29 protein-coding genes, 1 tRNA gene and 3 pseudogenes are annotated in these 25,759 nt (G+C 59.8%); 28 read left to right on the forward strand and 5 right to left on the reverse strand.

The features are described from left to right. Positions 1-142: 142 nt before the first annotated feature. A tRNA-Ser gene (locus tag ACZRMO_RS19615) sits at positions 143-233 on the forward strand. Between the two features lie 127 nt (positions 234-360). On the opposite strand, the pseudogene ACZRMO_RS19620 reads toward ACZRMO_RS19615, so the two are convergent. Continuing rightward, positions 361-489, reverse strand: a pseudogene (locus ACZRMO_RS19620) (integrase); the annotation flags it as partial. Positions 490-563: 74 nt separating this feature from the next. On the opposite strand from ACZRMO_RS19620, the gene ACZRMO_RS19625 reads away from it, so the two are divergent. From ACZRMO_RS19625 to ACZRMO_RS19685, 13 genes and pseudogenes are all read left to right on the forward strand, one after another. Further along, positions 564-809 carry a hypothetical protein gene (locus ACZRMO_RS19625; protein WP_463973924.1) on the forward strand — a complete coding sequence of 82 codons (246 nt, stop codon included), beginning with the start codon at positions 564-566 and terminating at the stop codon, positions 807-809. Between the two features lie 120 nt (positions 810-929). After that, a pseudogene (locus ACZRMO_RS19630) lies at positions 930-1,169 on the forward strand (Y-family DNA polymerase); the annotation flags it as partial. A gap of 162 nt (positions 1,170-1,331) precedes the next feature. Next, positions 1,332-1,895, forward strand: a complete 564-nt coding sequence (locus ACZRMO_RS19635; RefSeq protein ID WP_242551629.1) for a hypothetical protein — start codon at positions 1,332-1,334, stop codon at positions 1,893-1,895. A gap of 206 nt (positions 1,896-2,101) precedes the next feature. Further along, the gene (locus tag ACZRMO_RS19640) at positions 2,102-2,281 is read left to right on the forward strand and encodes a hypothetical protein (RefSeq protein WP_463973925.1); all 180 of its coding nucleotides are present in this window, start codon (positions 2,102-2,104) and stop codon (positions 2,279-2,281) included. 172 nt (positions 2,282-2,453) lie between these two features. Continuing rightward, positions 2,454-2,984 (forward strand): ATP-binding protein, encoded by a 531-nt coding sequence (locus ACZRMO_RS19645; protein WP_463973926.1) that lies wholly within the window; start codon positions 2,454-2,456, stop codon positions 2,982-2,984. Between the two features lie 146 nt (positions 2,985-3,130). Further along, a complete protein-coding gene (locus tag ACZRMO_RS19650; RefSeq protein WP_463973927.1) occupies positions 3,131-3,535 on the forward strand; it encodes a hypothetical protein in 405 nt (134 codons plus the stop codon). Between the two features lie 99 nt (positions 3,536-3,634). Further along, positions 3,635-4,819 (forward strand): GGDEF domain-containing protein, encoded by a 1,185-nt coding sequence (locus ACZRMO_RS19655; protein ID WP_463973928.1) that lies wholly within the window; start codon positions 3,635-3,637, stop codon positions 4,817-4,819. A 91-nt stretch (positions 4,820-4,910) separates the two neighbouring features. Further along, a complete protein-coding gene (locus ACZRMO_RS19660; RefSeq protein WP_463973929.1) occupies positions 4,911-5,114 on the forward strand; it encodes a hypothetical protein in 204 nt (67 codons plus the stop codon). A gap of 172 nt (positions 5,115-5,286) precedes the next feature. Then, the gene (locus ACZRMO_RS19665; protein WP_463973930.1) at positions 5,287-5,583 is read left to right on the forward strand and encodes a putative quinol monooxygenase; all 297 of its coding nucleotides are present in this window, start codon (positions 5,287-5,289) and stop codon (positions 5,581-5,583) included. Positions 5,584-5,788: 205 nt separating this feature from the next. Then, complete coding sequence (locus tag ACZRMO_RS19670; RefSeq protein WP_242551641.1) at positions 5,789-6,427, forward strand: hypothetical protein; 639 nt, start codon at positions 5,789-5,791, stop codon at positions 6,425-6,427. Between the two features lie 109 nt (positions 6,428-6,536). Further along, on the forward strand, positions 6,537-7,436 hold the full coding sequence (gene yddG / locus ACZRMO_RS19675; protein WP_463973931.1) for an aromatic amino acid DMT transporter YddG: 900 nt from the start codon (positions 6,537-6,539) through the stop codon (positions 7,434-7,436). Between the two features lie 113 nt (positions 7,437-7,549). Next, a complete protein-coding gene (locus tag ACZRMO_RS19680; protein WP_463973932.1) occupies positions 7,550-7,819 on the forward strand; it encodes a hypothetical protein in 270 nt (89 codons plus the stop codon). A gap of 256 nt (positions 7,820-8,075) precedes the next feature. Then, the gene (locus tag ACZRMO_RS19685) at positions 8,076-8,573 is read left to right on the forward strand and encodes a hypothetical protein (protein ID WP_463973933.1); all 498 of its coding nucleotides are present in this window, start codon (positions 8,076-8,078) and stop codon (positions 8,571-8,573) included. Between the two features lie 147 nt (positions 8,574-8,720). Here the strand turns inward: ACZRMO_RS19685 and ACZRMO_RS19690 are convergent, their stop codons facing one another. After that, positions 8,721-9,347, reverse strand: coding sequence for a helix-turn-helix domain-containing protein (locus tag ACZRMO_RS19690; protein ID WP_463973934.1), 627 nt, complete (start codon positions 9,345-9,347; stop codon positions 8,721-8,723). A 5-nt stretch (positions 9,348-9,352) separates the two neighbouring features. Further along, positions 9,353-9,511, reverse strand: a complete 159-nt coding sequence (locus ACZRMO_RS19695) for a hypothetical protein (RefSeq protein ID WP_177414112.1) — start codon at positions 9,509-9,511, stop codon at positions 9,353-9,355. A gap of 222 nt (positions 9,512-9,733) precedes the next feature. Here ACZRMO_RS19695 and ACZRMO_RS19700 point away from each other — a divergent pair, with 222 nt between their 5' ends. From ACZRMO_RS19700 to ACZRMO_RS19710, 3 genes are all read left to right on the forward strand, one after another. Continuing rightward, complete coding sequence (locus tag ACZRMO_RS19700) at positions 9,734-11,854, forward strand: TonB-dependent receptor family protein (RefSeq protein ID WP_463973935.1); 2,121 nt, start codon at positions 9,734-9,736, stop codon at positions 11,852-11,854. A 601-nt stretch (positions 11,855-12,455) separates the two neighbouring features. Then, on the forward strand, positions 12,456-12,998 hold the full coding sequence (locus ACZRMO_RS19705) for a sigma-70 family RNA polymerase sigma factor (protein ID WP_463973936.1): 543 nt from the start codon (positions 12,456-12,458) through the stop codon (positions 12,996-12,998). Further along, complete coding sequence (locus tag ACZRMO_RS19710; RefSeq protein ID WP_463973937.1) at positions 12,995-13,927, forward strand: FecR family protein; 933 nt, start codon at positions 12,995-12,997, stop codon at positions 13,925-13,927. The genes ACZRMO_RS19705 and ACZRMO_RS19710 overlap by 4 nt, the downstream gene beginning before the upstream one ends. Here the strand turns inward: ACZRMO_RS19710 and ACZRMO_RS19715 are convergent. Beyond that, the gene (locus tag ACZRMO_RS19715) at positions 13,924-15,741 is read right to left on the reverse strand and encodes a sigma-54-dependent Fis family transcriptional regulator (RefSeq protein ID WP_463973938.1); all 1,818 of its coding nucleotides are present in this window, start codon (positions 15,739-15,741) and stop codon (positions 13,924-13,926) included. The two genes, ACZRMO_RS19710 and ACZRMO_RS19715, sit on opposite strands and share 4 nt — an antisense overlap. A gap of 270 nt (positions 15,742-16,011) precedes the next feature. On the opposite strand from ACZRMO_RS19715, the gene ACZRMO_RS19720 reads away from it, so the two are divergent. The 8 genes and pseudogenes from ACZRMO_RS19720 to ACZRMO_RS19755 form a co-directional block, all read left to right on the forward strand. Continuing rightward, positions 16,012-17,106, forward strand: coding sequence for an ABC transporter ATP-binding protein (locus ACZRMO_RS19720; RefSeq protein ID WP_463973939.1), 1,095 nt, complete (start codon positions 16,012-16,014; stop codon positions 17,104-17,106). Beyond that, complete coding sequence (locus ACZRMO_RS19725) at positions 17,106-18,203, forward strand: ABC transporter ATP-binding protein (RefSeq protein WP_463973940.1); 1,098 nt, start codon at positions 17,106-17,108, stop codon at positions 18,201-18,203. The genes ACZRMO_RS19720 and ACZRMO_RS19725 overlap by 1 nt, the downstream gene beginning before the upstream one ends. Continuing rightward, positions 18,200-19,066, forward strand: coding sequence for a carbohydrate ABC transporter permease (locus tag ACZRMO_RS19730; protein WP_463973941.1), 867 nt, complete (start codon positions 18,200-18,202; stop codon positions 19,064-19,066). Before ACZRMO_RS19725 ends, ACZRMO_RS19730 begins: the two co-directional genes overlap by 4 nt. A 31-nt stretch (positions 19,067-19,097) precedes the next feature. Next, positions 19,098-19,892, forward strand: a complete 795-nt coding sequence (locus tag ACZRMO_RS19735; protein WP_200846343.1) for a carbohydrate ABC transporter permease — start codon at positions 19,098-19,100, stop codon at positions 19,890-19,892. 10 nt (positions 19,893-19,902) lie between these two features. Continuing rightward, positions 19,903-20,175, forward strand: a complete 273-nt coding sequence (locus tag ACZRMO_RS19740) for a DUF2160 domain-containing protein (RefSeq protein WP_017735080.1) — start codon at positions 19,903-19,905, stop codon at positions 20,173-20,175. Between the two features lie 32 nt (positions 20,176-20,207). Then, on the forward strand, positions 20,208-21,950 hold the full coding sequence (locus ACZRMO_RS19745; RefSeq protein ID WP_463973942.1) for an ABC transporter substrate-binding protein: 1,743 nt from the start codon (positions 20,208-20,210) through the stop codon (positions 21,948-21,950). A 141-nt stretch (positions 21,951-22,091) separates the two neighbouring features. After that, the gene (gene relB / locus ACZRMO_RS19750; RefSeq protein ID WP_463973943.1) at positions 22,092-22,286 is read left to right on the forward strand and encodes a type II toxin-antitoxin system RelB family antitoxin; all 195 of its coding nucleotides are present in this window, start codon (positions 22,092-22,094) and stop codon (positions 22,284-22,286) included. A 66-nt stretch (positions 22,287-22,352) separates the two neighbouring features. Beyond that, positions 22,353-22,472 (forward strand): annotated as a pseudogene (locus ACZRMO_RS19755) (type II toxin-antitoxin system RelE/ParE family toxin); the annotation flags it as partial. A 136-nt stretch (positions 22,473-22,608) separates the two neighbouring features. Here ACZRMO_RS19755 and ACZRMO_RS19760 read toward each other — a convergent pair. Then, positions 22,609-23,499, reverse strand: coding sequence for an AraC family transcriptional regulator (locus tag ACZRMO_RS19760; RefSeq protein WP_463973975.1), 891 nt, complete (start codon positions 23,497-23,499; stop codon positions 22,609-22,611). Positions 23,500-23,637: 138 nt separating this feature from the next. Here ACZRMO_RS19760 and ACZRMO_RS19765 point away from each other — a divergent pair, with 138 nt between their 5' ends. Genes ACZRMO_RS19765 through ACZRMO_RS19775 form a run of 3 tightly spaced genes read left to right on the forward strand, consistent with a single transcriptional unit; the run spans position 23,638 to position 25,754 of the window. Continuing rightward, positions 23,638-24,381, forward strand: a complete 744-nt coding sequence (locus tag ACZRMO_RS19765) for an SDR family NAD(P)-dependent oxidoreductase (protein WP_463973944.1) — start codon at positions 23,638-23,640, stop codon at positions 24,379-24,381. Positions 24,382-24,396: 15 nt separating this feature from the next. Beyond that, positions 24,397-24,798, forward strand: a complete 402-nt coding sequence (locus ACZRMO_RS19770) for a VOC family protein (protein ID WP_463973945.1) — start codon at positions 24,397-24,399, stop codon at positions 24,796-24,798. Further along, positions 24,795-25,754, forward strand: coding sequence for a saccharopine dehydrogenase family protein (locus tag ACZRMO_RS19775; RefSeq protein WP_463973946.1), 960 nt, complete (start codon positions 24,795-24,797; stop codon positions 25,752-25,754). The genes ACZRMO_RS19770 and ACZRMO_RS19775 overlap by 4 nt, the downstream gene beginning before the upstream one ends. Positions 25,755-25,759 lie beyond the last annotated feature (5 nt).

Consider the following 25,759-nt stretch of genomic DNA (forward strand, 5'->3'; position numbering starts at 1 on the left):
CTTCAGTTTTGAAACGTTCAGTCGCAAAGATCATAACAGACGCTCTGTAACAAGCGATGCCGAGAGTTTGACAGTGTGTTTCATTCGGGTATTATGGCGCCCGCTGAGACAGGATGGTCTACTCTAATCCTGTGATGCAAAAGGGAAATTGGCAGAGTGGTTGAATGCACCGGTCTTGAAAACCGGCGAACGTTAATAGCGTTCCCAGGGTTCGAATCCCTGGTTTCCCGCCAAGATTCATACGAAAGCCTCGCGAAAGCGGGGCTTTTGTGTTTCTGGCATCCGAGAACGCCGGGGCTAGAGCTTCGGATCGTTTCCGCATCATTTCAGGCAGTTTCCGCAACTCCGCCAGATTCGTCGTCAGCGAGTTGGCTTTACGATCTCGCCGACCCGCTGGTAAACCGTCTCCGTGATGCGCTTGTCCGTGTGGCCCAGAAAGCGGCTGGTATCACCGAGATTCAGAATTTCGCTTGCTGCCTTTGGGCGGATCTAATAGACAACAGCATCGGTGCGTACGGCTCTGAAACAGTTGGCGGCGAGGTAGGTGCCTTGGGAGATAAGAAGTGATTAAGCCTAAATCGAGGGTTCAAGCATTTATTTTGCTTTTGATATATTTAATATTTTTGTTTTTTTTGGTGGGTGTTATTGCGACATTTATGGGGGCTTGCATTAATTACTATAAAACTGGCGTATGGCAATTTGGTTGGTCTGATATTTCGGATTTATTTCCTGGGACTTTTGCTTATGCCGTCCCTGTTGGGATAGGGGTCTGGGTTCTATCATGGCTGAAGGACGGCCGCGGAGACTGAGTGCAACACCCATATTTGCTGCCTTCTGACCGCACAATTCAAAGCCTGAGACACCTCCTCCGCTCAGCTCCAGAATGACGCTCAGCGTAAAAAAAGGCGTATCTTTCTATAGATTTTCTATTCCACATAAACGGCGACATGAGCGGGCGCGTGATGAGCCTGATTGAGGCGATGGTGCCGGCAGTTGAGGTGTACAGCATCGACGAGGCGTTTGCCGACTTGACTGGTGTCGGTGGGTTGGATGCATTGGGCCGGCAGATTCGCTCTCAGGTGTTTCGCGGCACTGGCATACCGGTTGGTGTTGGTATCGCTCATACAAAGACCTTGGCGAAGCCGGCAAACCACACAGCTAAGCGCCTGTAGTCTCAAACAGGCGGGGTGGTATCCCCTCAAATTTGTCGCTTTTCCGACTACCTTTTACTCGTCATCTCCTTGTTTTTTTACTACTATCCTTCGTCTGTGTACTCAAGGAAGAGAGGCTGAGCGCCTTGAGTCTGGTAGAAAATTACACTCGATCATTCAATGAGTTATTGCTTTTACCCAGAACCTAACGACTCAGCCAGCCGTAATTACTTTTTGGTGAAACCGATGGATAAAATGTGTGGCATCGTTGTAGTGGTCGGACTTGCCCTCGCGGGATGCGCTACGAAAACTCCAGAAAAGCCTGAAGTTGCTCCAGCTCCTGCCGTTGTCCAGCCAGCACCACCTGAAGTCGCACCTTCGACACCACCAAATTACACCGTGCGGTACGAGGCAGCTCCTGCGGCCGCCACTTATGACTCCCGGACCGCTGCCTCAGCGGACGCGGATCAGTCGGAAGCAGACACAAACCTGAACCAGAATCGCGCTGAGCAGTGCCGTAAAGAGCTGGATGTTTTGAAGCTCTACAACAAAGCGTCTTACGTGAAGTACGAGGCGGAATACCAAGCCATTGCTGCCAAGACTGCCAAGTACATGGAAATCAAGGACTCGCTAGGTTCTGATTTGAACTACATGGTCATGCCTGCTTATCAATTCCAAATTCGTGAATTCTGCTTCCGAGTCAAGACTCGTCTGTCGCAGCTTGTGCTTCGCCAGGCCAAGTAAGGAAGCGCTGAAATAGGCTTCGCACTGCCAGGGTTCGAATCCCTGGTTTTGCGCCAAGATTCAAACGAAAGCCCCGCGAAAGCGGGGCTTTTGTGTTTCTGGCTGCCATCCCCCAGATCAAGCATTTCCTTGGCCGCTTTCGCACGGATGTGAACCGGATGCACTGAGATAGACTCAGCCAATTATTTGAAGGGAGCCTCAACGCAATGGAATTGAAGTCGCCGAGTAAAAACATTCGAATCGTAGGCATTGCCGGGATGGTTGCGGGCGTAGCTACCCTCGCAATGAACGCTGAAGGTTTCATGCACACTTTTGGGGTAGGTATTCTGTCGGGAGGTTTGGTGCTGTTTGTACTTCCTTTGTTCGTGACGCGGCGCCAAAAGTGAGAGCGGGCATGTAGTTTTTGGAAGGGATGCTCCAACACCGGACGATATCTGGCAGCTCTACAGCCAGATCATCCAGGCGCCAGAGCTCTGGCTGGCTGGGGGGCAAGAATGAGGCTGCCAAGTGCGGTCTTCGTAAAGACCTTAAGCTCCACTGACGTTCACGGAGGAATAAATGCGGATCTACATCACCGGCGCCTCATGCGCAGGCGTGACCACCCTGGGCCAAAATCTCGCCAACCAGCTCGCCATGCCCCACGTCGATGTCGATGATTTTTACTGGATGCCCACCAACCCGCCGTTCACGACCAAGCGACCTGCCAGTGAGCGCGTGCCATTGATCCAGCAAGCATTCGGTGGTGATGAGTGGGTGCTGACCGGCTCCTGCATGGGGTGGGGCGATGCGCTGATTGCCGCTGTCGATCTGATTGTATTCGTTGTGACACCCACACCCGTTCGCCTGGAGCGGCTGGCTGCCCGCGAGAAGCAGCGGTTTGGCGAACGGATCGCACCGGGTGGCGATATGCATGAGATACACATCGCCTTTCGCGAATGGGCCTCGCAATATGACGAACCAAGCTTTTCAGGACGCAACCGCGCGTGGCATGAGACGTGGCTGTCAGGGCAAACGGCTCCGGTCTTACGGATTGACGGGATGAATCGTGCTGAAAAGATGGTTGCGGATGTCATTCATAGGCTGTCGTAGTTATTGCTCACAGCTCCACCTTCCGTACTAATCCCACCCACCCAAGCCTGTTCTCTTTGGTCCTGCAAGCCCCGTTTCCATTGGACTTGAGCATTTTCGGCTGCAATCCTGCCAACCGACACTGCCCATGGACAAGGACGCTAACAATGCTCGGTTACTACGCCCAATACAGCCACCTTTACCTCACCACCCTGATGGTGGTCACCACACTGTTTTTCGCCCTGCCGATTTTTGTCGCGCCGATCGCCTGGGCACGCGCCATGCGCTGGACGATTCCCGAGCACCAGCATTTGGCGATCTACTTTGGTCGTTGCCTGGGGGCTTTCATCCTGGTGGTGGAGGCGACCATGCTGCGCTCGGTCACCACCGGCACCCGTTTCAGCTACGCCTTCGATGTGCTGTTTGTGGTGTTTGCGTTGATGTTTGTCGTGCATGTCTATGGCGCGTTGAAGCGCATTCAGCCGATTACCGAAACCCTGGAAATCGGCTTCTGGATGATTCTGTTCGTGCTCAACATGCTCTTCTACCCCGCGACGTCCATTACCCTGTAGCACCACGAAACACAGTACCGACAAACCCATATCGACGCCGGGCCGGCTCAACTAGACTAGCCAGCACAACAGCTGCTGACAGCGTCCGGTGAGCCCTCCATGATTGCCCATACCCCCACGCTTTTTGCCTGTGTCGCCCTGGTGGCGACGATCATGGCGTTTTGTCTGATCCTGGTCGGCCAGTTCAATCGGGGTGACAGCCTGCTCACCATTGGCTTCGGCCTGCTGGCCCACGCGTTGGCCTACGTTGGCTACACCTTCTACGGGCATGCGCCGTTGTGGTTTACCTACGGCGTGGCCAATACGCTGCTGGCCGTGGCGCTGGCGTTTTATGGTGCCAGCGTGTTTCGCATCGTTGAACTGCCGGTCGCCTGGTGGCGGGCGTTTGCGCCTGCGGTGCTGATGGCGGTGTTGATGGCCAGCCTGATCGGCACCCTGGAACCGCGCATGCTCGCCGCCACCTTTGTGTTGATGTTGCAGTGCGCGTTGATCATCTATTGGACCCTGCGCTACATCCCGGCCCAGGGGCGGGCGCGCCTGTTGTTGATCATTGGCTCGAGCATCAGCCTGATTGGCCTGGGCATGCGTGTGGTGGCGGTGTTCGGCGGCGGTGCGGCAGAGATGCGCTATGACGTCAGCAACCTCAAGCAAACCATTTCGGTGAGCATCGGCACGTTCACGGCCATGATGATTTCGCTGGGCTTGGTGTTGCTGTCCAAGGAGCGCAGTGAATCGCGGTTTCAATACCTGGCGTTGCGTGATGTGTTGACCGGTATTCTCAACCGTCGGGCGATCCTCGAGCAGTTCGCCACGGAGCTGGAGCGCGCCCGCCGCGACGGCTCCAGCCTGGCTGTGGCGATGGTCGATATCGACCACTTCAAGCAGATCAATGATGTGCATGGCCATCTGGCGGGGGATGAAGTGATTGTTCACTGTGCAGCGCACCTGTCCCAGCGCCTGCGCCAATCCGACAGCATCGGCCGTTACGGCGGCGAGGAGTTTCTGTTGCTGCTGCCGGGCACCAGCCCTGAAGGTGCGGTGGCGGTACTCGATGAGCTGCGCGCTTCGCTGGCCGACACGCCGGCGGGGTATGGGGCGTCAAGCATTGCGGCGCGGATCAGTATCGGTGTGTGTTGCGGGGTACCAGGGGCGTCCGACACCACCGCCAGCCTGCTGGCCCGCGCGGATGCAGCGTTGTATGAGGCCAAGGGCATGGGGCGCAATACCTTGCGGTTGGCGCCGCCGCTGCCGGGTGAGGGCGACGCTTCGTTCAGTTCGGTCTGATCGGCTACCAACCAACGGCCAGGAACCGCTGCCTGCTCCTGACACGTGCGTGTTCGCGGTATCCTTGCGGCCGAACTCAAGGAGGCGTGACGTGAAAGGAATCAAAACCGAAACACTGCGACAGCTCGTATGCACTGTTGTGATCGGAATCGGAGGCGGCTTGTATGGCGCAAGGCTCGTCGAATTCTGGGGAATGTTCGCGGTGATGCTGGCGCCGCACGCGGTGTTTTACGCGTGGGATAACCGGGGCCGTTTTCGGACCTCCACCAAATCCCAGACAAAGAAAAGCCCGTGATGGGGAGCACGGGCTAAAAGGGATGTTCATTAGGAGCTGGTGTGACCATAAGCGCTTGACTGTGAAAACGATGTGAAAGGACAGCACCTGGCGCAACCTTTTTGTAGGGCTGTGCGACGCCTAGCGTCTGGCGTAGTGTGTGGGTTCTTTCCCACAGTGCAGGGTGTAATCCATGTCAGATGAAGTGCGGCTTGTCGTCATTATCACTACTCAGTCGGGTCGCGGTGCCGACCAGCTGGCGGCGTTTGAGAAGCTGGCTCCGTTGGTCAGGGCCGAGGAGGGATGCATTCAATATGATCTGCATCCCGTGGCCGGCAACCCCGACAGCTTCGTGCTGATCGAGAAGTGGGCATCAAAAGCCACGCTGGAAGCCCACCACCGCACGGCCCATATGCAAGAAGCCAGTCGGCACAATCCTACGTTCCGCGCCGGGCCTTCCACGGTTTTGCTGCTTGAGGCAGCGGTTTAAGCCATTGCCTATCGCACTTTTTTGCATTTCCTCGCTCTATCTGTGACCCAGCCACATTCATTCCCCGTGGACACAAGAGCGAGACCTGGTGCCGATAGATCGCCTGAAAGCCAGATGTAAGCGTCGCCGGACGCGGCAACCACTGCTACTGGTTGCCGCGCTTGCGCTGTGTGTCGCCGGTTGCAGCCAGCAGCAGGCGCAGGACATGGCCAAGCAGTTCAGCAACGGCAAGCCGGATGAGTTCTTCCAGACCAGCGTCGATCGCATGGCCACCCTGGGTATGCGCGACAACCTGCAAAGCCTGTATCTGCTGATGAACAAGCTCTACCTGCGCAACCCCAGCCAATGGCGGCAATCGGGCTACCCGGATGCGGTGAGCGCGGCCCGGGAAATTCGCCTGGCCATCGAAAACCGCCGCTCACTGCCAGCCCTCGGCGAGCGTCGCGACCTGGCCGCCCTGAGTTACTCCCTGAGCCCGGAGTTTCGCGGTGACCGGGTCGGCGCCTTCATCTATGCGATCGGCAGCATGATCGTCACCGCTCATGGCGGGCGCACCGAGTTCTACATCACCGACGCGATCAACCCGCAGTTTGTCAGCAACGCCGCGCGCAACATCGAGAAGGCCACCTGGCTGCTCAGCCAGCGCCAGGATGCCAACGGTGTGTTGCTGCTGTTTTCCAACGAAATCTCGGAGGAGGGCAGCAACCTCAGCTTTGCCGTGGAATTCGGCAAGATTGTTGCGCGGCTCGACCTGTTGACCCAGCTGCTGGATGAGCGCTACCGGCGTATCGGCGTCAACTATGCGCAGAGCTTGTTGCTGATGAATTTCCTGCCGGTGCAGTAAGCACCCCACATAAGTGGCTTTACATTAGTGTGGCTAAAAATGTCCAATTGCAGCGTGATAGACGGTTTGCGCCGTCTTTCATCCCTCCCGCTTTGCCCACGAGGTCACCATGCAGATCAACAGCGAGCGTGCAGCCACTGCATGCGGTTTGGTAGCGATTCTCCTGTGGAGTACCGCCGCCGGGCTTATCCGCAGCGTCAGTGAACTGTTTGGCCCGTTGGGCGGCGCGGCGTTGATCTACACCTTGGGGGCGGTGCTGTTGGTGCTGTTCCTGGGACGGCCGCGGGTGCGCGCGACGTCCTGGTTCTACCTGATTGTGGGCAGTGCGCTGTTTGTGGCGTACGAATTGTGCCTGTCGCTGGCATTGGGTTACGCCAGCAATCGCAACCAGGCGATTGAGCTTGGGGTGGTGAACTACCTCTGGCCCTGCCTGACCGTGTTGCTCGCCATTGTCATGAATGGGCAGAAAGCCCGTTGGCTGATCCTGCCTGGCACCGCGCTGGCGTTGTTTGGCATCGTGTGGGTGGTGAGCGGTGATGGCCTGGCATTGTCCACCCTCGTCGCCAATGTGAGCAGCAACCCCCTGAGCTACAGCCTCGCGCTGGGCTGCGCGGTGACGTTCGCGTTGTACTGCAACGTCACCCGGCGCTATGCCGGTGGGCAAAACCTGGTGATGTTGTTTTTTACCTTGGCCGCCGCTGTGCTCTGGCTGAAATACGCGCTGAGCACAGAAGTGCTGCCCGCGTTCACCCTTAATAGCAGCCTGCAACTGGGCGCTGCGGGCATTGCCATGGCCGGCGGCTACGCGCTGTGGAACCTGGGCATTCTGCGCGGCAACCTGACCCTGCTGGCCACTGCCTCGTATTCTGCGCCGGTGCTATCGTCGGCATTTGCGGCGGTGTGGCTGGGGGCCCACTTGACCGCACAGTTCTGGCAGGGCGCCGTGTTGGTGACCGTGGGCTCGCTGATGTGCTGGCAAGCGACGCGCACGCGACTGCGCGATGTTTAGGAGTGCGCTGTTTCTTCTTCCGATGTAGGAATGGGCCTAACTTCACGGACGCTGCTTGAAACGCCTACCACTCGGCAATAGCCTCGGACTTTTCTTAAAAATGAGTGCCTACCTTGGGTAAGTCCAAAACGCGTTGGCCGACGGATCGCGAAATCCGCCTGCGATTTATCCTGTTTGCCGTGATTGACGCCGCCAGTGTTCAAGGCGTTTGCGCTGAGTTGTTGTTGCCTGCGCATAAACTGCTGCGTGATTCGCCTACGGAAGAGCAGTTGTGCGAAACCCTTGCTGAGATTCTGGCCACCGAAGAAATGGTTGGCTTTCGGTTTACCCAGGGTTCAGAGGCGGATGAGTTGATGCAGACGCTGAATTTTCAGCGTGGTTAGATCGATTATTTCCTTATCGTTGGTCGCAATTCCTACAATGAATATCCATAACGCCACTTTCATAGCGGTAATGGATGGAATTGGCGTAGTAGCGACAAATCCAACGTCATCACATCCATTTCAGCTGTTTTCATCGACCAAGCCCGCCACCGAACATCCATTCCTGCTGCTCTGCCGACGTCTTGCACGGCGGCCCGGCGTCTCTAGAATCGGCGCCAGAACTTAGCCATTTCCTGTCGATTACGGAGTTTCGAACATGATGAATGCAATGCAGATGCCGATGAACAGCGCCATGCCAATGATGCCGATGATGGGCATGCCGATGATGATGGCCACGATGAAATGCGAAATGGCCGCTGACGCCATGATGTGCACCATGAAACCTGCCGCTGGCATGGACATGGCTCAGTTCAAGAACAACGCCGAGATGATGGCGATGATGATGAACTGCGGCATGCCGATGATGATGCAGTGCGCCAATATGTCGATGATGTGCCTGTCGGCCGACGCCATGGCCATGATGAACAGCATGAACATGATGCCGATGATGGGCATGCCGATGCCGATGATGAAGTGCGTGATGGAATGCACCCTGATGGCCGATAGCATGATGTGCAAAATGATGCCAATGCCCGGCATGAGCATGGCCATGATGGAAAACTGCTGCATGCTCATGAACAAGATGATGAACGACTGCGCCATGCCGATGATGATGAGCTGCAATGGCATGCCGATGATGTGCTGCACCTGCTGACAGGTGTGGCGAGGGAGCTTGCTCCCGCTGGGGCGCGCAGCGGCCCCAAAAAGGCCACCTCAATATCCCTGATAAATCTCAGTGCCTGGATTCGGGGCTGCTATGCAGCCCAGCGGGAGCAAGCTCCCTCGCCACAGATATTCGCGATTAGTCCAAACGTTCAGGGTAAGTGATCACCAAAAACGCCACCGCCTCGCTGTCCGCCGGGTTGCGGTAGCGGTGGGGCTGGTCGGCGTAGAACAGGATCGAATCACCGGTAGATAGCAGGTAGCGCTCATCATTGACGCTCACCTCTAGTACACCTTGGGCCACCACCAGGTTCTCTTGGATACCGGGACCGTGGCCTTCGGAAACTTCCTCGCCCAGTGCGCGAAGGCGGATCTCGTAGAACTCGGATTGGCGCGCCGTATCGTAGGGAAACAACGCACGGCTGATAAACGCGCCATCGGCACTCACCAGGCGCTTGCTCTGTCGCGCCGGCAACACCTCGACCCCTTCAAATGCGCGATCTTCCAGGAACGCCGCGACCGACACCTTCAATCCCTTGGCAATCTTGCACAGCACCTTGATCGACGGCACGCTGCGCCCGGACTCGATCTGCGCCAGCATCGCACGGCTCACACCACAGGCGCGCGCCAGGCCATCCAGGGACAAATGCCGCTTGCCGCGCAGGCGTTGCAGATTGTGCGCGACGCACAGGCTGATGACGTCGTCATCGGAATTCGGTTTGGGCGGGGGCTCGGGAGGATCGGGCAACACATGCAGGAAATTCATCGGCATTACGCCCGGCGAGTGTCGCTGGACGACGTCGCCTGTGCAGTAAACACCGCCAGCCCTGCGCGCGCCGCGTACATCGCCCACATCAGCTCGGCCGCTGCGCGCGCCTGGCGGCGTTTACGGTGGAGTGTGAAGTCGATGACAGTGGCGGATGTTTGCATGGGGATGGTCTCGTGGGGCGTGGGTGACTCAGTGGCTCCACAGTAATCTGCGCCGGTTATTTCTTTAAATACTGAGTTTTCATGTGTTAATTCGATTTTGGACTTAAGAAACGCTGTTGCACTTCGGCGCTGGTTCGTTAATCAGGAGTGACTTGCCGGGCGTCCCTGTCTTCCCATCTGGGCCCCGCCTTTTACGTCCCCCGAATTCCAAGGACCCGCCCCATGTTGTTGCGCCAGCCTCCGCTCCTGTTTGCCGCCCTGACCTTAAGCTCACTGGTGCACGCCGAAGACCTGCAACTGGCCCCGGTCGAAGTCACCAGCAGCGAAGCCAGCGCCGGCGAAATCGCCGAGGCCCAGCTCAAGAGCGTGCCCGGTGGCACCAACTACATCGACATGAACAGCGTGCAGCAAGGGCGGGTCAGCACCAACGAAGACGTGTTCAAGTACCAGGCCGGGGTGTACGCCAAGGCGGCGAACAACGAAGGGGTGAAACTGTCGATCCGCGGTTCGGGCCTGAACCGCAGCCCCGGTTCCCATGGCTCGGGCTTGTATGAAATGTTCGACGGCCTGCCGCTGACCGGCCCAGGCGGCACGCCCTATGAGTTGAAAGACCCGCTGTGGCAAAGCCGCGTCGAAGTGCTGCGCGGCGCCAACGGTTTCGATCAGGGCGCGTTGGCGTTGGGCGGCGCGGTCAACTACGTGACCCGTACCGGCTATGACGCACCCAAGCTGCAACTGCGTTATGAGGCGGGCAGCAAAGGCTACGCCCAGCGCGAGATCAGCTCCGGCCAGGTCCTGGGAGATGCCGATTACTACATCAGCCTCACCGACTCCGAAGCCGACGGCTACCAGCGCCAGAGCGCCGCCACGGGCAAGGGCATGGCGGCCAACTTCGGCTACCGCTTCAGCCCGGAACTGGAAACCCGTTTCTATTTCCGCTACCGCGAAACCACCAACGACACCCCGGGCAAACTCACCCGCGAGCAGATCAGCCACGACCCCCGGGCCGCCAACAGCCTCAACGCCGCCCGCGACTCCAAGCGCCTGCAACCGGGCTCGACCTGGATCGCCAACAAGACCACCTTGCAACTGGACGACAATTCCCGCGTCGAGTTCGGTCTGGCCTACCACGACTATCCGATGGACCTGCGCGAAGGCACGATTCGCCTGAAAGTCGCCTACACCGACATCAGCAGCACCCTCAATTACATCCGCCAGGACACGTTGTTCGGCCACGACAGCAAAACCACGATCGGCCTGCGCACCACCCAGGCGATGCCCAACAACGGTGGCGCGGAATACGTGCGGATTCCCTCAAAAGACCCCGCAAGATACTACGCCCCCGGCACCAAGACCCGCGACTACAGCTACCTGGGCTCGGACACCGTGCTGCATATCGGTAACGACCTGGAACTGGCCCCCGACCTGTGGCTGACTACCGGCCTAGCGGCGATCTACACCCGCCGCGAAACCGAAGTGACCTACCCGGACGCCCACGCGCCGCTGAGCCAGCACGATTGGGACTACGCGCCGCGCATCGGCCTGCGTTACGACTTCAACCCGCAATTGCAGGTGTACGGCAACCTGAGCCGCTCGGTCGAGCCGCCGCATGCGTGGTCGATGATCTGGGGTTCCAACAAGTACTTTCCGGAACACAGCGGCGCGGCTACCGGTTTGCAGCGCGAAGGCGTGAGCCTGAAAAACCAGACCGCCACCACCCTGGAAATCGGTGGGCGCGGCGAACACTGGTTCGGCCAATGGGACCTGGCGCTGTACCGCTCCGAAGTGCGCCATGAATTGCTCACCGTGGAAACCCAGGCCCAGACAGGCACGACAAACGCCATCGTTGCCGAAAACAACGCCAGCCCCACGGTGCACCAAGGCGTTGAATTGAGCCTGCTCAGCCCGCTGTGGGACGGCGGCCGCAACGGCAAGCTCGCCCTGCGGCAGGCCTATACCTTCAGCGACTTCCACTACCGTGACGACGACCGTTTCGGCGGCAACACCTTGCCGGGTATCCCCAAGCACTTCTACCAGGGGCAACTGCGCTATAGCCATCCGACGGGGTTCTACAGCAGTTTCAACGCCGAGCATTCGTCAAAGGTGGCAGTTGATTACGCTAATTCCTACAACGCTGCGTCTTACACGATTGTGGGCGCGACCTTCGGCTACGACGCGCCGAAACAGGACTGGCAAGCCTGGGTCGACCTGCGCAACCTCACCAATCGGCGTTACGCCAATACCGTCACGCCGGGGTATGACGACAAAGGCGTGGACATGGCGCGTTCCACGCCAGCGGATGGTCGCGGTATCTACACCGGTGTGTCCTGGAGCTGGCGCTGAGCCTGATCCTGCGAGCCATCCCCAATCCCCTGTGGGAGCGGGCTTGTCGGGCTGCCGCATCGCCGCGATGGCGACTCACCGCTATCGCAGGCAAGCCAGCTCCCACAGTTTGGATGGTGTGAACCTGCTCCAAAGTGGTAACCCAATCCCCTGTGGGAGCGGGCTTGCTCGCGAAGGCGGCCTGTCAGCCAACCCAGATGCAACTGACCCACCGCCATCGCAGGCAAGCCAGCTCCCACAGTTTGACCGGTGTGAACCTGTTCCAGAGTGGTAACCCAATCCCCTGTGGGAGCGGGCTTGCCCGCGATGGCGGCCTGCCAGTTAACACAGATGCAGCTGACCCACCGCTTTTGCAGGCAAGCCAGCTCCCACAGTTTGGGTGGTGTGAACCTGCTCCAAAGTGGTAACCCAATCCCCTGTGGGAGCGGGCTTGCCCGCGAAGGCGGCCTGTCAGCCAACACAGATGCAACTGACCCACCGCCATCGCAGGCAAGCCAGCTCCCTCAGTGATGTGTGTTGCCCAGCGGTTCTTGCTCCTACTCCGATTTACTGGCATTCTTCGCGCAATTGGTAATATTTCCCATTTGAGAAATTTTTGCGCATGCATGACATTCCGGCCGTGCTGAACGATTCAACCCGTCAGCAGACCCTTGCGGCAATGTACAGCGAGCACCACGGCTGGCTGCACAACTGGCTGCGCAAAAAACTGGGCTGTTCGCAAAACGCCGCCGACCTGGCCCACGACGCATTCATCCGTGTGCTGATGCTCGCCGAGCCGCACAACATCAAGGAACCCCGCGCCTTTCTCGCCACCACCGCCGGGCGCCTGCTGATCGACGGCGCGCGCCGCCGGCGTATCGAAAAAGCCTATATGGAAGCCCTGGTGATCCAGTGCGAAGACGCCGGCATGCCCGACCCGGCCGCGATCCATGTGGCGCTGCAAGCCCTGGAGCGTATTGCCGAGATGCTCGCCGGCTTGCCCGCCAAGGCCCGCGAGGCGTTCCTGTTGAGCCGTCTCGACGGGCTGACCTACAGCGAGATCGCCACGCGCCTGGAGGTGTCCTCCAGCACGGTCAAAAACTACATCTCCAGCGCTTTGGTGCACTGTTACCACAGCCTGCACGCAGCCGATCCGCTGTCATGAGTTCCGAACAAATCATTCAGCAGGCGGCGAATTGGCTGACACGCCTGCACGACGAAGACGTCACCGATGCGGACCGCCAAGCCTTCCTCCTATGGTGCGACGCCGACCCACGGCATGCCGTCGCCATTGAGCGGATGCGCGGCCTGTGGGGCAGCCTGGATACGTTGCCCGCCCAGCCTGCGCGCCGAGCCCTCAACCGCGCGTTCGCGCCGCAACGCGCGCGTGGCGCCCAGGCGGTCGGTGTGCTCGGCCTGGTGCTCTGCGGTTGGATCGGCCTGCAACACCTGCCGTTGTGGATGGCCGACCAACGCACTGGCGTCGGCGAACGCCGCCAGATCGCCCTCGAAGACGGCAGCCAGCTACAGCTCAACAGCAACTCGGCGGTAGACGTGAAGTTCGACGGCCATCAGCGGGTGATCGAACTGCTGCAAGGCGAGTTGTGGGTGGAGGTGGCCAAGGATGCACAACGGCCGTTCGTGGTGCGCACCGACCAAGGCACGGCGACCGCGCTAGGCACCCGTTATCTGGTCAAGCGCGCGGCAGACGGTACGACCGTGGTGACGGTGATCGAGTCCACCGTGGCCGTCAAAGGTGATACCCGCGATGAGGTCAAGGTCACGGCCGGCCAGCGTGCGATCCTCGATCACGGCCGCGCCCAACTCGCGCAAGCCACTGGCAACGCCGATCCGGACGCCTGGACCCGTGGCCTGCTCAAGGTCAACGACCAGCCCCTCAGCGACGTCCTGCAAACCCTGGCCAGCTACCGCCACGGCATGGTGCGTTTTGATCCCCAGGCGCTGCGCAACCTGCGGGTCTCCGGGGTGTTCAAGCTCGATGACACGGCGGCGGCACTCGCGGCACTGGCGGACAATCTGCCGATCCAGGTGGAGTACTTCACCGACCTGCTGGTGGTGGTCAAGCCGCGCTAGCGCTCGTTCTGGCGCAGGCGTTTGTACAGGGTGTTGCGGCTGACGCCCAGTTCCCGCGCCAGGTGGGAAATATTCCCGCCGAGCGCCTTCAAGCGTTGGTTCAAGTCGATGCTGTCATCTAGGGACTCGTCGGCTGGCCGTGGCGCGGGTACGTGCAGATCCACAAAAAAATCATCCGGCAAGTGCTCCGCACGGATCGGCTGCTCCTCGGCCATCGCCAGCGCCACCTGCAATACGCTGCTCACCTGGCGCAAATTCCCCGGCCACGGGTGCTGCTCAAACAACGCCAGCACCTCAGCGCTCAGGCCGGCCCATTGGGTCGGTTCGCGGTGCTGCTGCCACAGTTGCTGGAACAACGCCTGCTTGTCGGTGCGTTCGCGCAAGGGCGGCAGCTCCAGCGTCAGGCCGCCGATGCGGTAGTACAAATCCTCACGGAACCGCCCGGCCTGCACCCACTCCCGCAGGGTGCGGTTGGTGGCAGAGATAATGCGCAAATCCACCGGGAACAATTCACTGCTGCCTACGGGCTGCACGCAACGTTCCTGCAATACCCGCAGTAAACGCGCCTGGGTCGGCAGTGGCATGTCGCCGATTTCATCGAGGAACAGCGTGCCCTTGTCGGCCTTGCGGATCAGGCCAATGCTGCCTTTCTGATTGGCGCCGGTGAACGCGCCTTTTTCATAGCCGAACAGTTCCGATTCCACCAACTCCGCAGGAATCGCCGCACAGTTCACCGCGATAAATGCCTGCTGGCTACGGGAACTCGCCTGGTGCAGGGCTTTGACGAATACCTCTTTGCCCACCCCGGTTTCGCCGTGGATCAGCAGCGGGATGTCCTTCTCCAGCAGGCGCTCGGCCTGGCGTACGGCTTTTTCCACGCGTGCGTCGCCGAAGTGCAAGGTCTTCAGCCCAATCGACGTCGGCTTTGGCGGCGTGGGTTGTGTGAATACTCGCGCCTGCACCGGCATTTGTTTGGGTCGTTTCAACAGGCACTGGAACCGATTGCGTCCCGCCGCCTGCAAGGAGAACGGCAGTCCCTCCGGCTGGTTCAGCAACTCCAGCAGCGACACCTTGAACAAGCTGTCGATCATCACCCGCGACAAGCTGATACCCAGCAGATTGTCCGCGCGGCGGTTGGCCGACAGCACCTGGCCGCTGTCGTCAAAGATCAGCAGGCCGGCCCATTGGCTGTCCAGATTGTTCAGGCCGGTGTTGAAGGTCAGTTGAAAGTGCTCGCCGCGAAACAGGTTGAGGATCAGCCGGTTTTCCACGGTCTGGCTCATCATCTTGACCATGCCCAGGGTGTGGGAGGGCGGCAGGTAGCTGTCGCTGGACACGTCCAGCACGGCAATGATCTCGCGCTGCGCATCGAAAATCGGCGCCGCCGAACCGGTCATGAAGCGGTTGGCCTTGAGAAAGTGTTCGTCATGCTCGATATGCACCGCCTGGGCACAGGCCAGCGCGGTGCCGATGGCATTGGTGCCGCTGGAGCGCTCGCGCCAGCTGGCGCCGGGGTTGAAGCCGCGGGCCAGCTTCGGCTCGATGAAGCGCTGGGTGCCCCATGACGTCAGCACCTGGCCCTGATTGTCGGCCAGCATGATCAGGCAGTTGGAATTGCTGAGGATGTTTTCGTAGTAGGGCAGCACTTCCTGGTGGGTGGTCTGCACCAGGGAATGCTGGCTTTCCAGCAGTTGGCTGATGCCTTCGGCAGGCAGTTGGTCGAAGCTGGGGACGCTTTGATGGTCCAGGCCAAACGCGCGGCAACGGCGCCAGGATTCCTGGATAAGGGTGTCGTGAGCCAAGGGTTCGGCCATGGGGTGACCTTCATTTTTATTGTTATGGGGTCTTGCAATTTCTTTCACTTGAAACCGAATCAACCTGTGGTGTTCGTTAAATCGAGTTCGAAGAGTGTTGTTCAGAACTGTTCATTGTCAACCCCCGGACTGTTCAGTTGTTCACCCGGATTGTTCACTCCTGAAAATGTCGTTCAAGCCAATTCCTCACACATCAAGCACTTGCAGTTTTGGCACGAAACTCGCTCTGACGAATGGCCAGATTCATTCCAATAATAAAAAGGTCGTGTCATGTCATTGACCCTGGAACACGTCTCCCGCGTCGTTGAAGGCCAAACCTGGATCGACGACGCCACCCTGCGTTTCGAACCCGGTTCCTTCAACGTATTGCTTGGCCGCACCCTGTCCGGCAAGACCAGCCTGATGCGCCTGATGGCCGGACTGGACAAGCCCGACAGCGGCCGCATCCTGATGAATGGCGTGGATGTTACCCACAAACCGGTGCGCTTGCGCAACGTGTCGATGGTGTACCAGCAGTTCATCAACTACCCGACCATGACTGTCTTCGAAAACATCGCCTCGCCCTTGCGCCAGGCCGGTGTGGCCAACGAGTTGATCCAGAGCAAAGTGCTCGAAACCGCGAAAATGTTGCGCATCGAGAAGTTCCTGCAGCGTCATCCGCTGGAGCTGTCTGGCGGCCAGCAACAACGCACGGCCATGGCCCGCGCGCTGGTCAAGGATGCCGAGCTGATCCTGTTCGATGAGCCGCTGGTGAACCTGGACTACAAGCTGCGAGAAGAACTGCGTCAGGAAATGCGCGAACTGTTCAAGGCGCGCCACACCATCGCCATCTACGCCACCACCGAACCCAACGAAGCCCTGGCACTGGGGGGCACCACCACCATCCTTCATGAAGGCCGGGTGATCCAGAGCGGCAAGGCGGCTGAGGTCTATCACCAGCCGCAGAGTGTGCTCGCCGCCGAGTTGTTTTCCGAGCCGCCGATCAACCTGATGCCGGGGCGCATCAGTGGCAACGAAGTGAGTTTTGCCAATTTCGTGCATTTTCCGCTCAACGTCGATTTGCGCCCCATCGGCGAAGGTGAATTCCGCTTCGGTGTGCGCCCCAGCCATATCAGCCTGGTGCCGAGCAACGATGACGACCTGGAACTGGCGGTGACCGTGGAAGTCGCCGAGATCAGCGGTTCGGAAACCTTCCTGCATGTGCGCAGCGAACATTTCCTGCTGGTGCTGCACCTGCCGGGGGTGCACGAGTACGACGTCGACGCGCCGATCCGCGTGTATATCCCCACCCATAAACTGTTTGTGTTCGATAGCCAGGGCCGTCTGGTCCAGGCCCCCGGGCGCCGTGTTGCGAGGGTTGCCTGATGGCCGAGATCCATTTGCAGAACCTGGCGCACAGCTACAGCCCTACGCCTAATGGTCCTGAGGACTACGCGATTCGGGAAATGAACCATGTGTGGGAGCAGGGCGGTGCCTACGCCTTGCTCGGGCCCTCCGGCTGTGGCAAATCAACCCTGCTTAACATCATCTCCGGCCTGCTCAGCCCGTCCGAAGGCCAGGTGCTGTTCGACAGCAAAGTGGTCAACGACCTCACCCCGGAAAAACGCAACATCGCCCAGGTGTTCCAGTTCCCGGTGGTGTACGACACCATGACGGTGTTCGACAACCTGGCCTTTCCGCTGCGCAACCAAGGCATGGCGGAGGCGAACATTCACAGCAAGGTGCAGGAAATCGCCGAAGTCCTCGACCTGCAAAACCTGCTGTCCAAGAAAGCCCGCAACCTAACCGCCGACGAAAAACAGAAGGTCTCCATGGGCCGTGGCCTGGTGCGTGACGACGTGTCGGCGATCCTCTTCGATGAGCCGCTGACGGTGATCGACCCGCACCTCAAGTGGAAGCTACGGCGCAAGCTCAAGCAGATCCATGAGCAGTTCAACATCACCATGGTCTACGTCACCCATGACCAACTGGAAGCCTCCACCTTCGCCGACAAGATCGCGGTGATGTACGGCGGGCAGATCGTGCAGTTCGGTACGCCCCGCGAGTTGTTCGAGCGGCCCAGCCATACGTTTGTCGGCTATTTCATCGGCAGCCCTGGGATGAATCTGATCGAGGTGCAGGCCGAGGCGGGCGGGGTGCGGTTTGCCGGGACTCATCTGCCGTTGTCCGCGGCGATTGCGCAGCGCATCAGCGACACGTCCTACAAGAAATTGCAGGTCGGCATCCGCCCGGAATTTATCCATGTATGGGACGAGTTCAACCCTGACGCCCTGCAAGCCGATGTCACTCATCTGGAAGACCTCGGCACCTACAAGATCATGACCCTCAACCTTGGCGGCACGCTGTTGAAAGTACGCCTGGCCGAAGACAAGCCGGTGCCTGAGGGCAAGGCGTCCATCAGCTTTCCGGCGCAGTGGCTGATGGTCTACGCCGACGATTACTTGCTGGAGGGGCAGCCATGAACAAGGTGCAGAACAACAAGGCCTGGTGGCTGGTTTTACCGGTGTTTTTGCTGGTGGCGTTCAGTGCCGTGATCCCGATGATGACGGTGGTCAACTACTCGGTGCAGGACATTTTCGACCAGTCCAGCCGCTACTTCGTCGGTGCCGACTGGTACAAGCAGGTACTGCTTGACCCGCGTCTGCATGACTCATTGTTGCGCCAGTTCATCTACTCGGCCTGTGTGCTGCTGATCGAAATCCCCCTTGGCATCGCCATCGCCCTGACCATGCCGACAAAGGGCCGCTGGTCGTCGCTGGTGCTGATCATCCTGGCCATTCCGCTGCTGATTCCGTGGAACGTGGTGGGCACGATCTGGCAGATCTTCGGCCGTGCGGATATCGGTTTGTTGGGTTACAGCCTCAACGCCATGGGCATCAGCTACAACTATGCGGCCAACACGGCGGATGCCTGGGTCACCGTGCTGATCATGGACGTGTGGCATTGGACATCCCTGGTTGCGCTGCTGTGTTACTCGGGACTACGGGCCATCCCGGATGTGTACTACCAGGCGGCGCGGATTGATCGTGCATCGGCGTGGGCGGTGTTCCGACATATCCAGTTGCCGAAGATGAAAAGCGTGCTGTTGATCGCGGTAATGCTGCGCTTTATGGACAGCTTCATGATCTACACCGAGCCCTTCGTACTGACTGGCGGCGGGCCGGGTAACGCCACCACCTTTCTCAGTCAGACGCTCACTCAAATGGCTGTAGGTCAATTCGACCTGGGCCCGGCCGCCGCGTTTTCTCTGGTGTACTTCCTGATCATCCTGTTGGTGTCCTGGCTGTTCTACACCGCCATGACCCATTCCGACGCCAACCGCTGAGGCCGCCAACATGAGCAAGCGTCTTACGTTTATGAAGAAAGTGATCCCCCTGCTGATCTACATCCTGTTCCTGCTGGTGCCGATCTACTGGCTGCTGAACATGTCCTTCAAGAGCAACACCGAAATCCTCGGCGGGCTGACGCTGTTTCCGCAGGACTTCACCCTGGCGAACTACAAGGTGATTTTCACCGACCCGAGCTGGTACACCGGTTACCTCAACTCGCTGTACTACGTGAGCCTGAATACGGTGATCTCCCTGAGCGTGGCGTTGCCGGCGGCCTATGCGTTTTCGCGCTATCGTTTCCTCGGCGACAAGCACCTGTTCTTCTGGCTGCTGACCAACCGCATGGCGCCGCCGGCGGTGTTTTTGCTGCCGTTTTTCCAGCTGTATTCGTCCATCGGCTTGTTCGATACCCACATCGCTGTGGCCCTGGCCCATTGCCTGTTCAACGTGCCGTTGGCGGTGTGGATTCTGGAGGGCTTCATGTCCGGCGTGCCCAAGGAAATTGACGAAACCGCCTACATTGACGGCTACTCGTTTCCAAAGTTTTTCGTGAAGATTTTTATCCCGCTGATCGGCTCCGGTATCGGCGTCACCGCGTTTTTCTGCTTTATGTTTTCCTGGGTCGAGTTGCTGCTGGCGCGCACCCTGACCTCGGTCAACGCCAAGCCCATCGCGGCGGTGATGACCCGCACCGTCTCGGCGTCGGGGATCGATTGGGGCGTGCTGGCAGCGGCGGGGGTGTTGACCATCCTGCCGGGTATGCTGGTGATCTGGTTTGTTCGCAACCACGTGGCCAAGGGCTTTGCCCTCGGCCGGGTCTGAGGAGTCGATGATGGAATGGATGGCCTGGACCACCCCAACCGCACTGTTCTTCGGTGGCATCGCGCTGATTCTGGCGGGCATGACCACCTGGGAACTGCGTTCGCCGAGTATTCCCCGGCGCGGTTTTTTGCCGATCAGCACCACCCGTGGTGATCGTTTGTTTATCGGTCTTCTCGGCAGCGCCTACCTGCATTTGCTGGTAATCGGCGTCACCGGCTGGAGCATCTGGGCGGCGACTGCGCTGTCCCTGGTGTGGCTGTTGAGCGTGATGCGTTGGGGCTAGTGCCCTTATGAATAAACAACCAGGAGGTCTCTATGTTCGATAAAAACAATAAGCTGCGACATAGCATTTCATTGGCCGCCGTACTGGCCCTCAGCGGTTTGAGTGCCTCGGCGTGGGCCGATGCGTACGAAGATGCCGCGAAAAAATGGATCGGCAGCGAGTTCAAGCCATCAACGCTCACGGCCGAGCAGCAGCTCGAAGAGTTGAAATGGTTTATCAAGGCGTCAGAACCGTTCCGTGGGATGAAGATCAACGTGGTGTCGGAAACCCTCACCACCCACGAGTACGAATCCAAGGTGCTGGCCAAGGCCTTCAGCGAAATCACCGGCATCAAGCTGACCCACGACCTGTTGCAGGAAGGCGACGTGGTGGAAAAACTGCAAACCCAGATGCAGTCCGACAAAAACATCTATGACGGCTGGGTCAACGATTCCGACTTGATCGGTACGCACTTTCGCTACGGCAAGACTGAATCCATCACCGACCTGATGGCCAACGAAGGCAAGGCCTTCACCTCGCCGACCCTGGATATCAAGGACTTTATCGGCATCTCCTTCACCACGGCGCCCGACGGCAAGATCTACCAACTGCCCGACCAGCAATTCGCCAACCTCTATTGGTTTCGCGCCGACTGGTTTGAGCGTGCGGACCTGAAAGCCAAGTTCAAGGAAAAGTACGGCTATGACCTCGGCGTGCCAGTGAACTGGTCGGCCTACGAAGACATCGCCAAATTCTTCAGCGAAGACGTCAAGGAAATCGACGGCAAGCGCGTGTATGGGCACATGGACTACGGCAAGAAAGACCCGTCCCTCGGCTGGCGCTTCACCGATGCCTGGTTCTCCATGGCCGGTGGCGGCGACAAAGGCCTGCCCAACGGCCTACCCGTGGACGAGTGGGGCATTCGCGTCGAGGACTGCCACCCGGTGGGCTCCAGCGTCACCCGTGGCGGCGACACCAACGGCCCGGCGGCGGTGTTCGCCACGCAAAAGTACGTGGATTGGATGAAGGCTTACGCGCCACCGGAAGCCGCGGGCATGACCTTCTCCGAATCTGGCCCGGTGCCGTCCCAGGGCAATATCGCCCAGCAGATCTTCTGGTACACCGCGTTTACCGCTGACATGGTCAAGCCAGGCCTGCCGGTAGTGAATGCCGACGGCACCCCGAAATGGCGCATGGCGCCGTCGCCTGTCGGACCTTACTGGGAAAAGGGCATGAAGAAGGGCTATCAGGACGTAGGCTCCTGGACCTTCCTCAAATCCACCCCGGAAAAACAGAAACTCGCGGCGTGGCTCTACGCCCAGTTCGTGACCTCGAAAACCGTCTCGCTGAAGAAAACCATCGTCGGCCTGACGCCGATTCGTGAGTCCGACATCAACTCCCAGGCCATGACCGACATGGCGCCGAAACTGGGTGGGCTGGTGGAGTTCTACCGCAGCCCGGCCCGCACCGAGTGGTCACCGACCGGCACCAACGTGCCGGACTACCCACGCCTGGCGCAGCTGTGGTGGAGCAACATCGCCGCCGCCGCCAGCGGCGAGAAAACCCCGCAGCAAGCGCTGGACAACCTGGCCAAGGAGCAAGACGCGATCATGACGCGCCTGGAACGCTCCAAGGTGCAACCGGTGTGCGGCCCGAAAATGAACCCCGAGCGTGACGCGCAATACTGGTTCGACCAGCCGGGTGCGCCGAAGCCGAAGTTGGCGAATGAGAAGCCAAAAGGCGAGACCGTGGCTTACGGTGACCTGCTCAAGCAGTGGGAGGCTGCGCGTAAGTAATCGAGTTGGATAAAACAAAACGGCACTCAGGTGCCGTTTTGTTTTTTGCATTCGGGGCGGGGCCTGCATTTCATCAGGAGGTCCAAGACAGTGCCGCTGGTTACGACTAAACTCCTGGCTATTCATGCAGGAGGTCATCCGATGGGTGTTCCACTTTCCCTTATTGTTTCCGAGTTTGAGACAGAAGAGCAGGCGAGCAGCCATGATCTCTGGTTTCGTGCAAAAGTTGAAAAAAGCTTGGCCAATCCTGGGCCTGGCGTGCCCCATGACGAAGTGATGGCGCGGGTTGAGGCCATCATTCTGGAAGCAGGGCGCAAGCAAAGGGCCAAGGCCTGATGCTGGCGGTGGTTTGGCTGGATGAAGCCATCACCGACCTGATTGACATCGTGACTCTACCCCAATGGCCGTGTGCCAGGTACTCGCGAAGTGGTGGTGCATCCTAACTACGTACTCGTGTACCGCGTGACTGCCGAGCGGATTGAGATAGTCAACGTTCTGCATGCCCGCCAGGAATATCCCTGAGTTTTGTCTTGATCGTTCCCACGCTCCGCGTGGGAATACATCTCCCTGGACGCTCTGCGTCCCCTCTTGAAGGCGTGACGCAGAGCGTCACCGGCGGCATTCCCACGCAGAGCGTGGGAACGATCAATCTCGTAGCTTACTGACGAACCTTGTTCGCCGCCAAAATCCGCGCCGTATCCCGCGCCGGCGGCAAGCCGAATACCCGCGCATAGTCCCGGCTGAACTGGGTTGCGCTTTCATATCCCACTTCAAAGGCTGCGCTGGTCACGCTGCTCGCACTGGCCACCATCAAGGTGCGCGCCTGTAACAAGCGCACGCGCTTCTGATACTGCAACGGGCTCAGGTTGGTCACCGCCTTGAAGTGGCGGTGAAACGCCGAAACGCTCATGGTTGCCATTGATGCCAGCGCTTCAACGCGAATCGGTTCGGCAAAGTCGCGGCGAATCCACTGGATGGCCCGGCTGACCCGCGCCATGGCCGTATCCGGCGCGGCAATCTCGCGCAGCATCCAGCCGTGGGGGCCTTGCAATACGTGATAGAGGATTTCCCGCTCATAAGCCGGCGCCAAGGCGGCAATCGCGACGGGATCGCCCATCAGGCGCAGCATGCGCACCCAGGCGTCCATCAGCGCGGGCGTGACGGCCGCCACCGAAAAACCCGCTTCCTGCTCGCAGCGTCCGCTGGGCGGCGGCAAGTCGTTGAGCAGTGTGGTCAGCACCGTAGGGTCAAGGGTCAGACTCACGGCCAGGTAAGGCTCGCCGGTACTCGCCGGGTTCACCACCCCCACGGCGGGCAACTCGATGGACATCACAAAATACGTCGCCGGGTCGTAATGCAAGGTGCGGTCGCCCACCGTCATGCACTTACTGCCCTGTAGGATCAGGTTGATCATCGGGTCATACACCGCCGCGAGCATATGCTCGGGAATCGCCCCCTGGACCATCGCCACGCGCGGGATGCCGGTCTCGGTGCGGCGGTTTTCGGCGTTTGCGGCCAAGGCGCGCAGTTCGATCAGTTGAGTATTCATGCCGGCCATGCTGTTCCTTCCTTCAGGCCTTGCGCAAGCAAAAAGCAGAAACAGGCAGGATTGGAGTAGGAACGGCTGAGTGATGGGGTAGGGCGAGGGCTACTGTGCTCACTCAACTTTTCAGCAGTGGAGCAGGCCATGAGCGTCATCGTGATTACCGGAGGCAGCCGCGGGATCGGTGCCAGTACCGCCGAGTTGTGTGCTCGCCAAGGCCATGGCGTGATCCTCACCTACAACCGCAACCCGGCTGCGGCGCAGGCGGTGGTGCAGCGGATCGAAGCCGCCGGTGGCAAGGCCGTGGCGCTGGCATTGGATGTTGCCGCTGTCAGCACATTCGCCACTTTCCGCGAAACGCTGGTGCAAGCCCTGGACACCACCTGGGGCGTCAGCACCTTGAGCGGCCTGGTGAACAACGCCGGCTATGGCCTGTTCAACCCCCTGGAGTCGGTGACCGAGGCGCAGTTCGACGGCCTGTTCAGCGTGCACCTGAAAGGGCCGTTTTTCCTGACCCAGGCTTTACTGCCGTTGCTGGAAGAGCACGCCAGCATCGTCAACCTCACCAGTGCCACCACCCGTGCTGCGACCGCAGGCGTGGCGCCTTACGCCGCATTCAAAGGTGGCCTGGATGTACTCACCCGCTACATGGCCAAGGAATTCGGCGAGCGGCGGATTCGCGCCAATGCTGTTTCGCCCGGCGCCATCCGCACCGAACTGGGCGGTGGCTTGAACGATGAGTTCGAGGCCCTGCTGGCCGGGCAAACCGCCCTTGGCCGTGTCGGAGAACCTGAAGACGTGGCGCGGGTCATTGCGCTGCTGCTGTCCGAAGAAGGCCGTTGGATCAATGCCCAGACGATTGAAGTTGCGGGCGGCTACATCATCTGAATAGCGAGGCTACACATGCTGGATCATCTGTTTATCTCGGTCAGCGACATCGAGCGCTCTGTGCGCTTTTACGAAGCCACCCTCAAACCCTTGGGCATCACTGCGCGGCTCGACTACGACGGCAAGGACGGGCCACCCGGCCACCCGGACCTGAAGGGCTTTGGCGCCAACGGGCGCATGTTCTTCTGGCTGCGCGAAGGCGTGGTCGAAGGGCGGGCGGTGCATGTGGGTTTTGTCGCCAACAACCGCACCGAGGTGGAAAAGGCCTACGCCGCCGCCCTGGACAACGGCGCCACCGATAACGGCGCACCGGGTGCGCGCTTGCATTACGACCCCAACTACTACGCGGCCAACGTCCTCGACCCGGACGGCTACAGCCTCGAATTCGTCTACAAAAACTGGCAGCACAGCCTATGAAAACCCTGATGATCTACGGCGCCACCGGCTATACCGGGCGCATGGCGGCCGAACATGCCAAGCAGCTCGGCCTGAACCTGGTGATCGCTGGCCGCAACGCCGAGCGCCTGGCGTCCCTGGCCGCTGAGCTGGACGTGCCGCATCGCGTGTTTGCGGCTGACGCCAGCCAATTGCAGGGCATCGACGTCCTGCTCAACTTCGCCGGTCCGTTCGCCCACACCGCCGAACCCTTGATGCGCGCCTGCATGGCCAGCGGCACCGACTACCTGGACATCACCGCCGAAATCAATGTGTATCGCCTGGCCGAACAGCTCGGCGCCGGGGCGGATGTGATGCTGCTGCCCGGCGTGGGCTGGGACGTGGTGCCCACCGACTGCCTGGCGATGCACGTCGCCCGCCGCGTGCCGCAGCCGCAGTCGCTGAAAATCGCCTTGCAGGTGCCGGGCGCGATGTCCCGGGGCTCGGCGCTGAGTGTCGGCGAGATCATCGGCGCCGGGGTGATGGCGCGCATCGACGGCGAATTGCTGGCCACCCCGGACGCGCACCCGCAGCTCCTGGACTTTGGCGACGGCCCTGCGCTGTGCGCACCGTTGTCGTTTGGCGACCTGGTCACGGCCTGGCATTCCAGCGCCATCCCGAACATCGCGATGTTCGTGCACATCACCGGCGAAGCCTTCCCCGAAGGCGACCTGTCGCTACTGCCCGACGGCCCCACCCAGGCCCAGCGTGACGCCCACCGTGCCCGCGCCGTGGCCGAAGTCACAGGCATCGATGGCACGGTTGCACGGTCAGTCATCGAAACCGTCAACGGCTACAGCTACACCCCATTGGCTGCCGTGGAAGCGGCGCGTCGAGTGCTCGGCGGCGAACGCCGATCCGGCTTTGAAACCCCGGCAAAGCTGTTTGGTGTGGGTTTTGCCCAGACCATCGGCGGCACTCAAATCACCGATTATTGAACTCA

Source organism: Pseudomonas sp. B611, assembly GCF_055407965.1.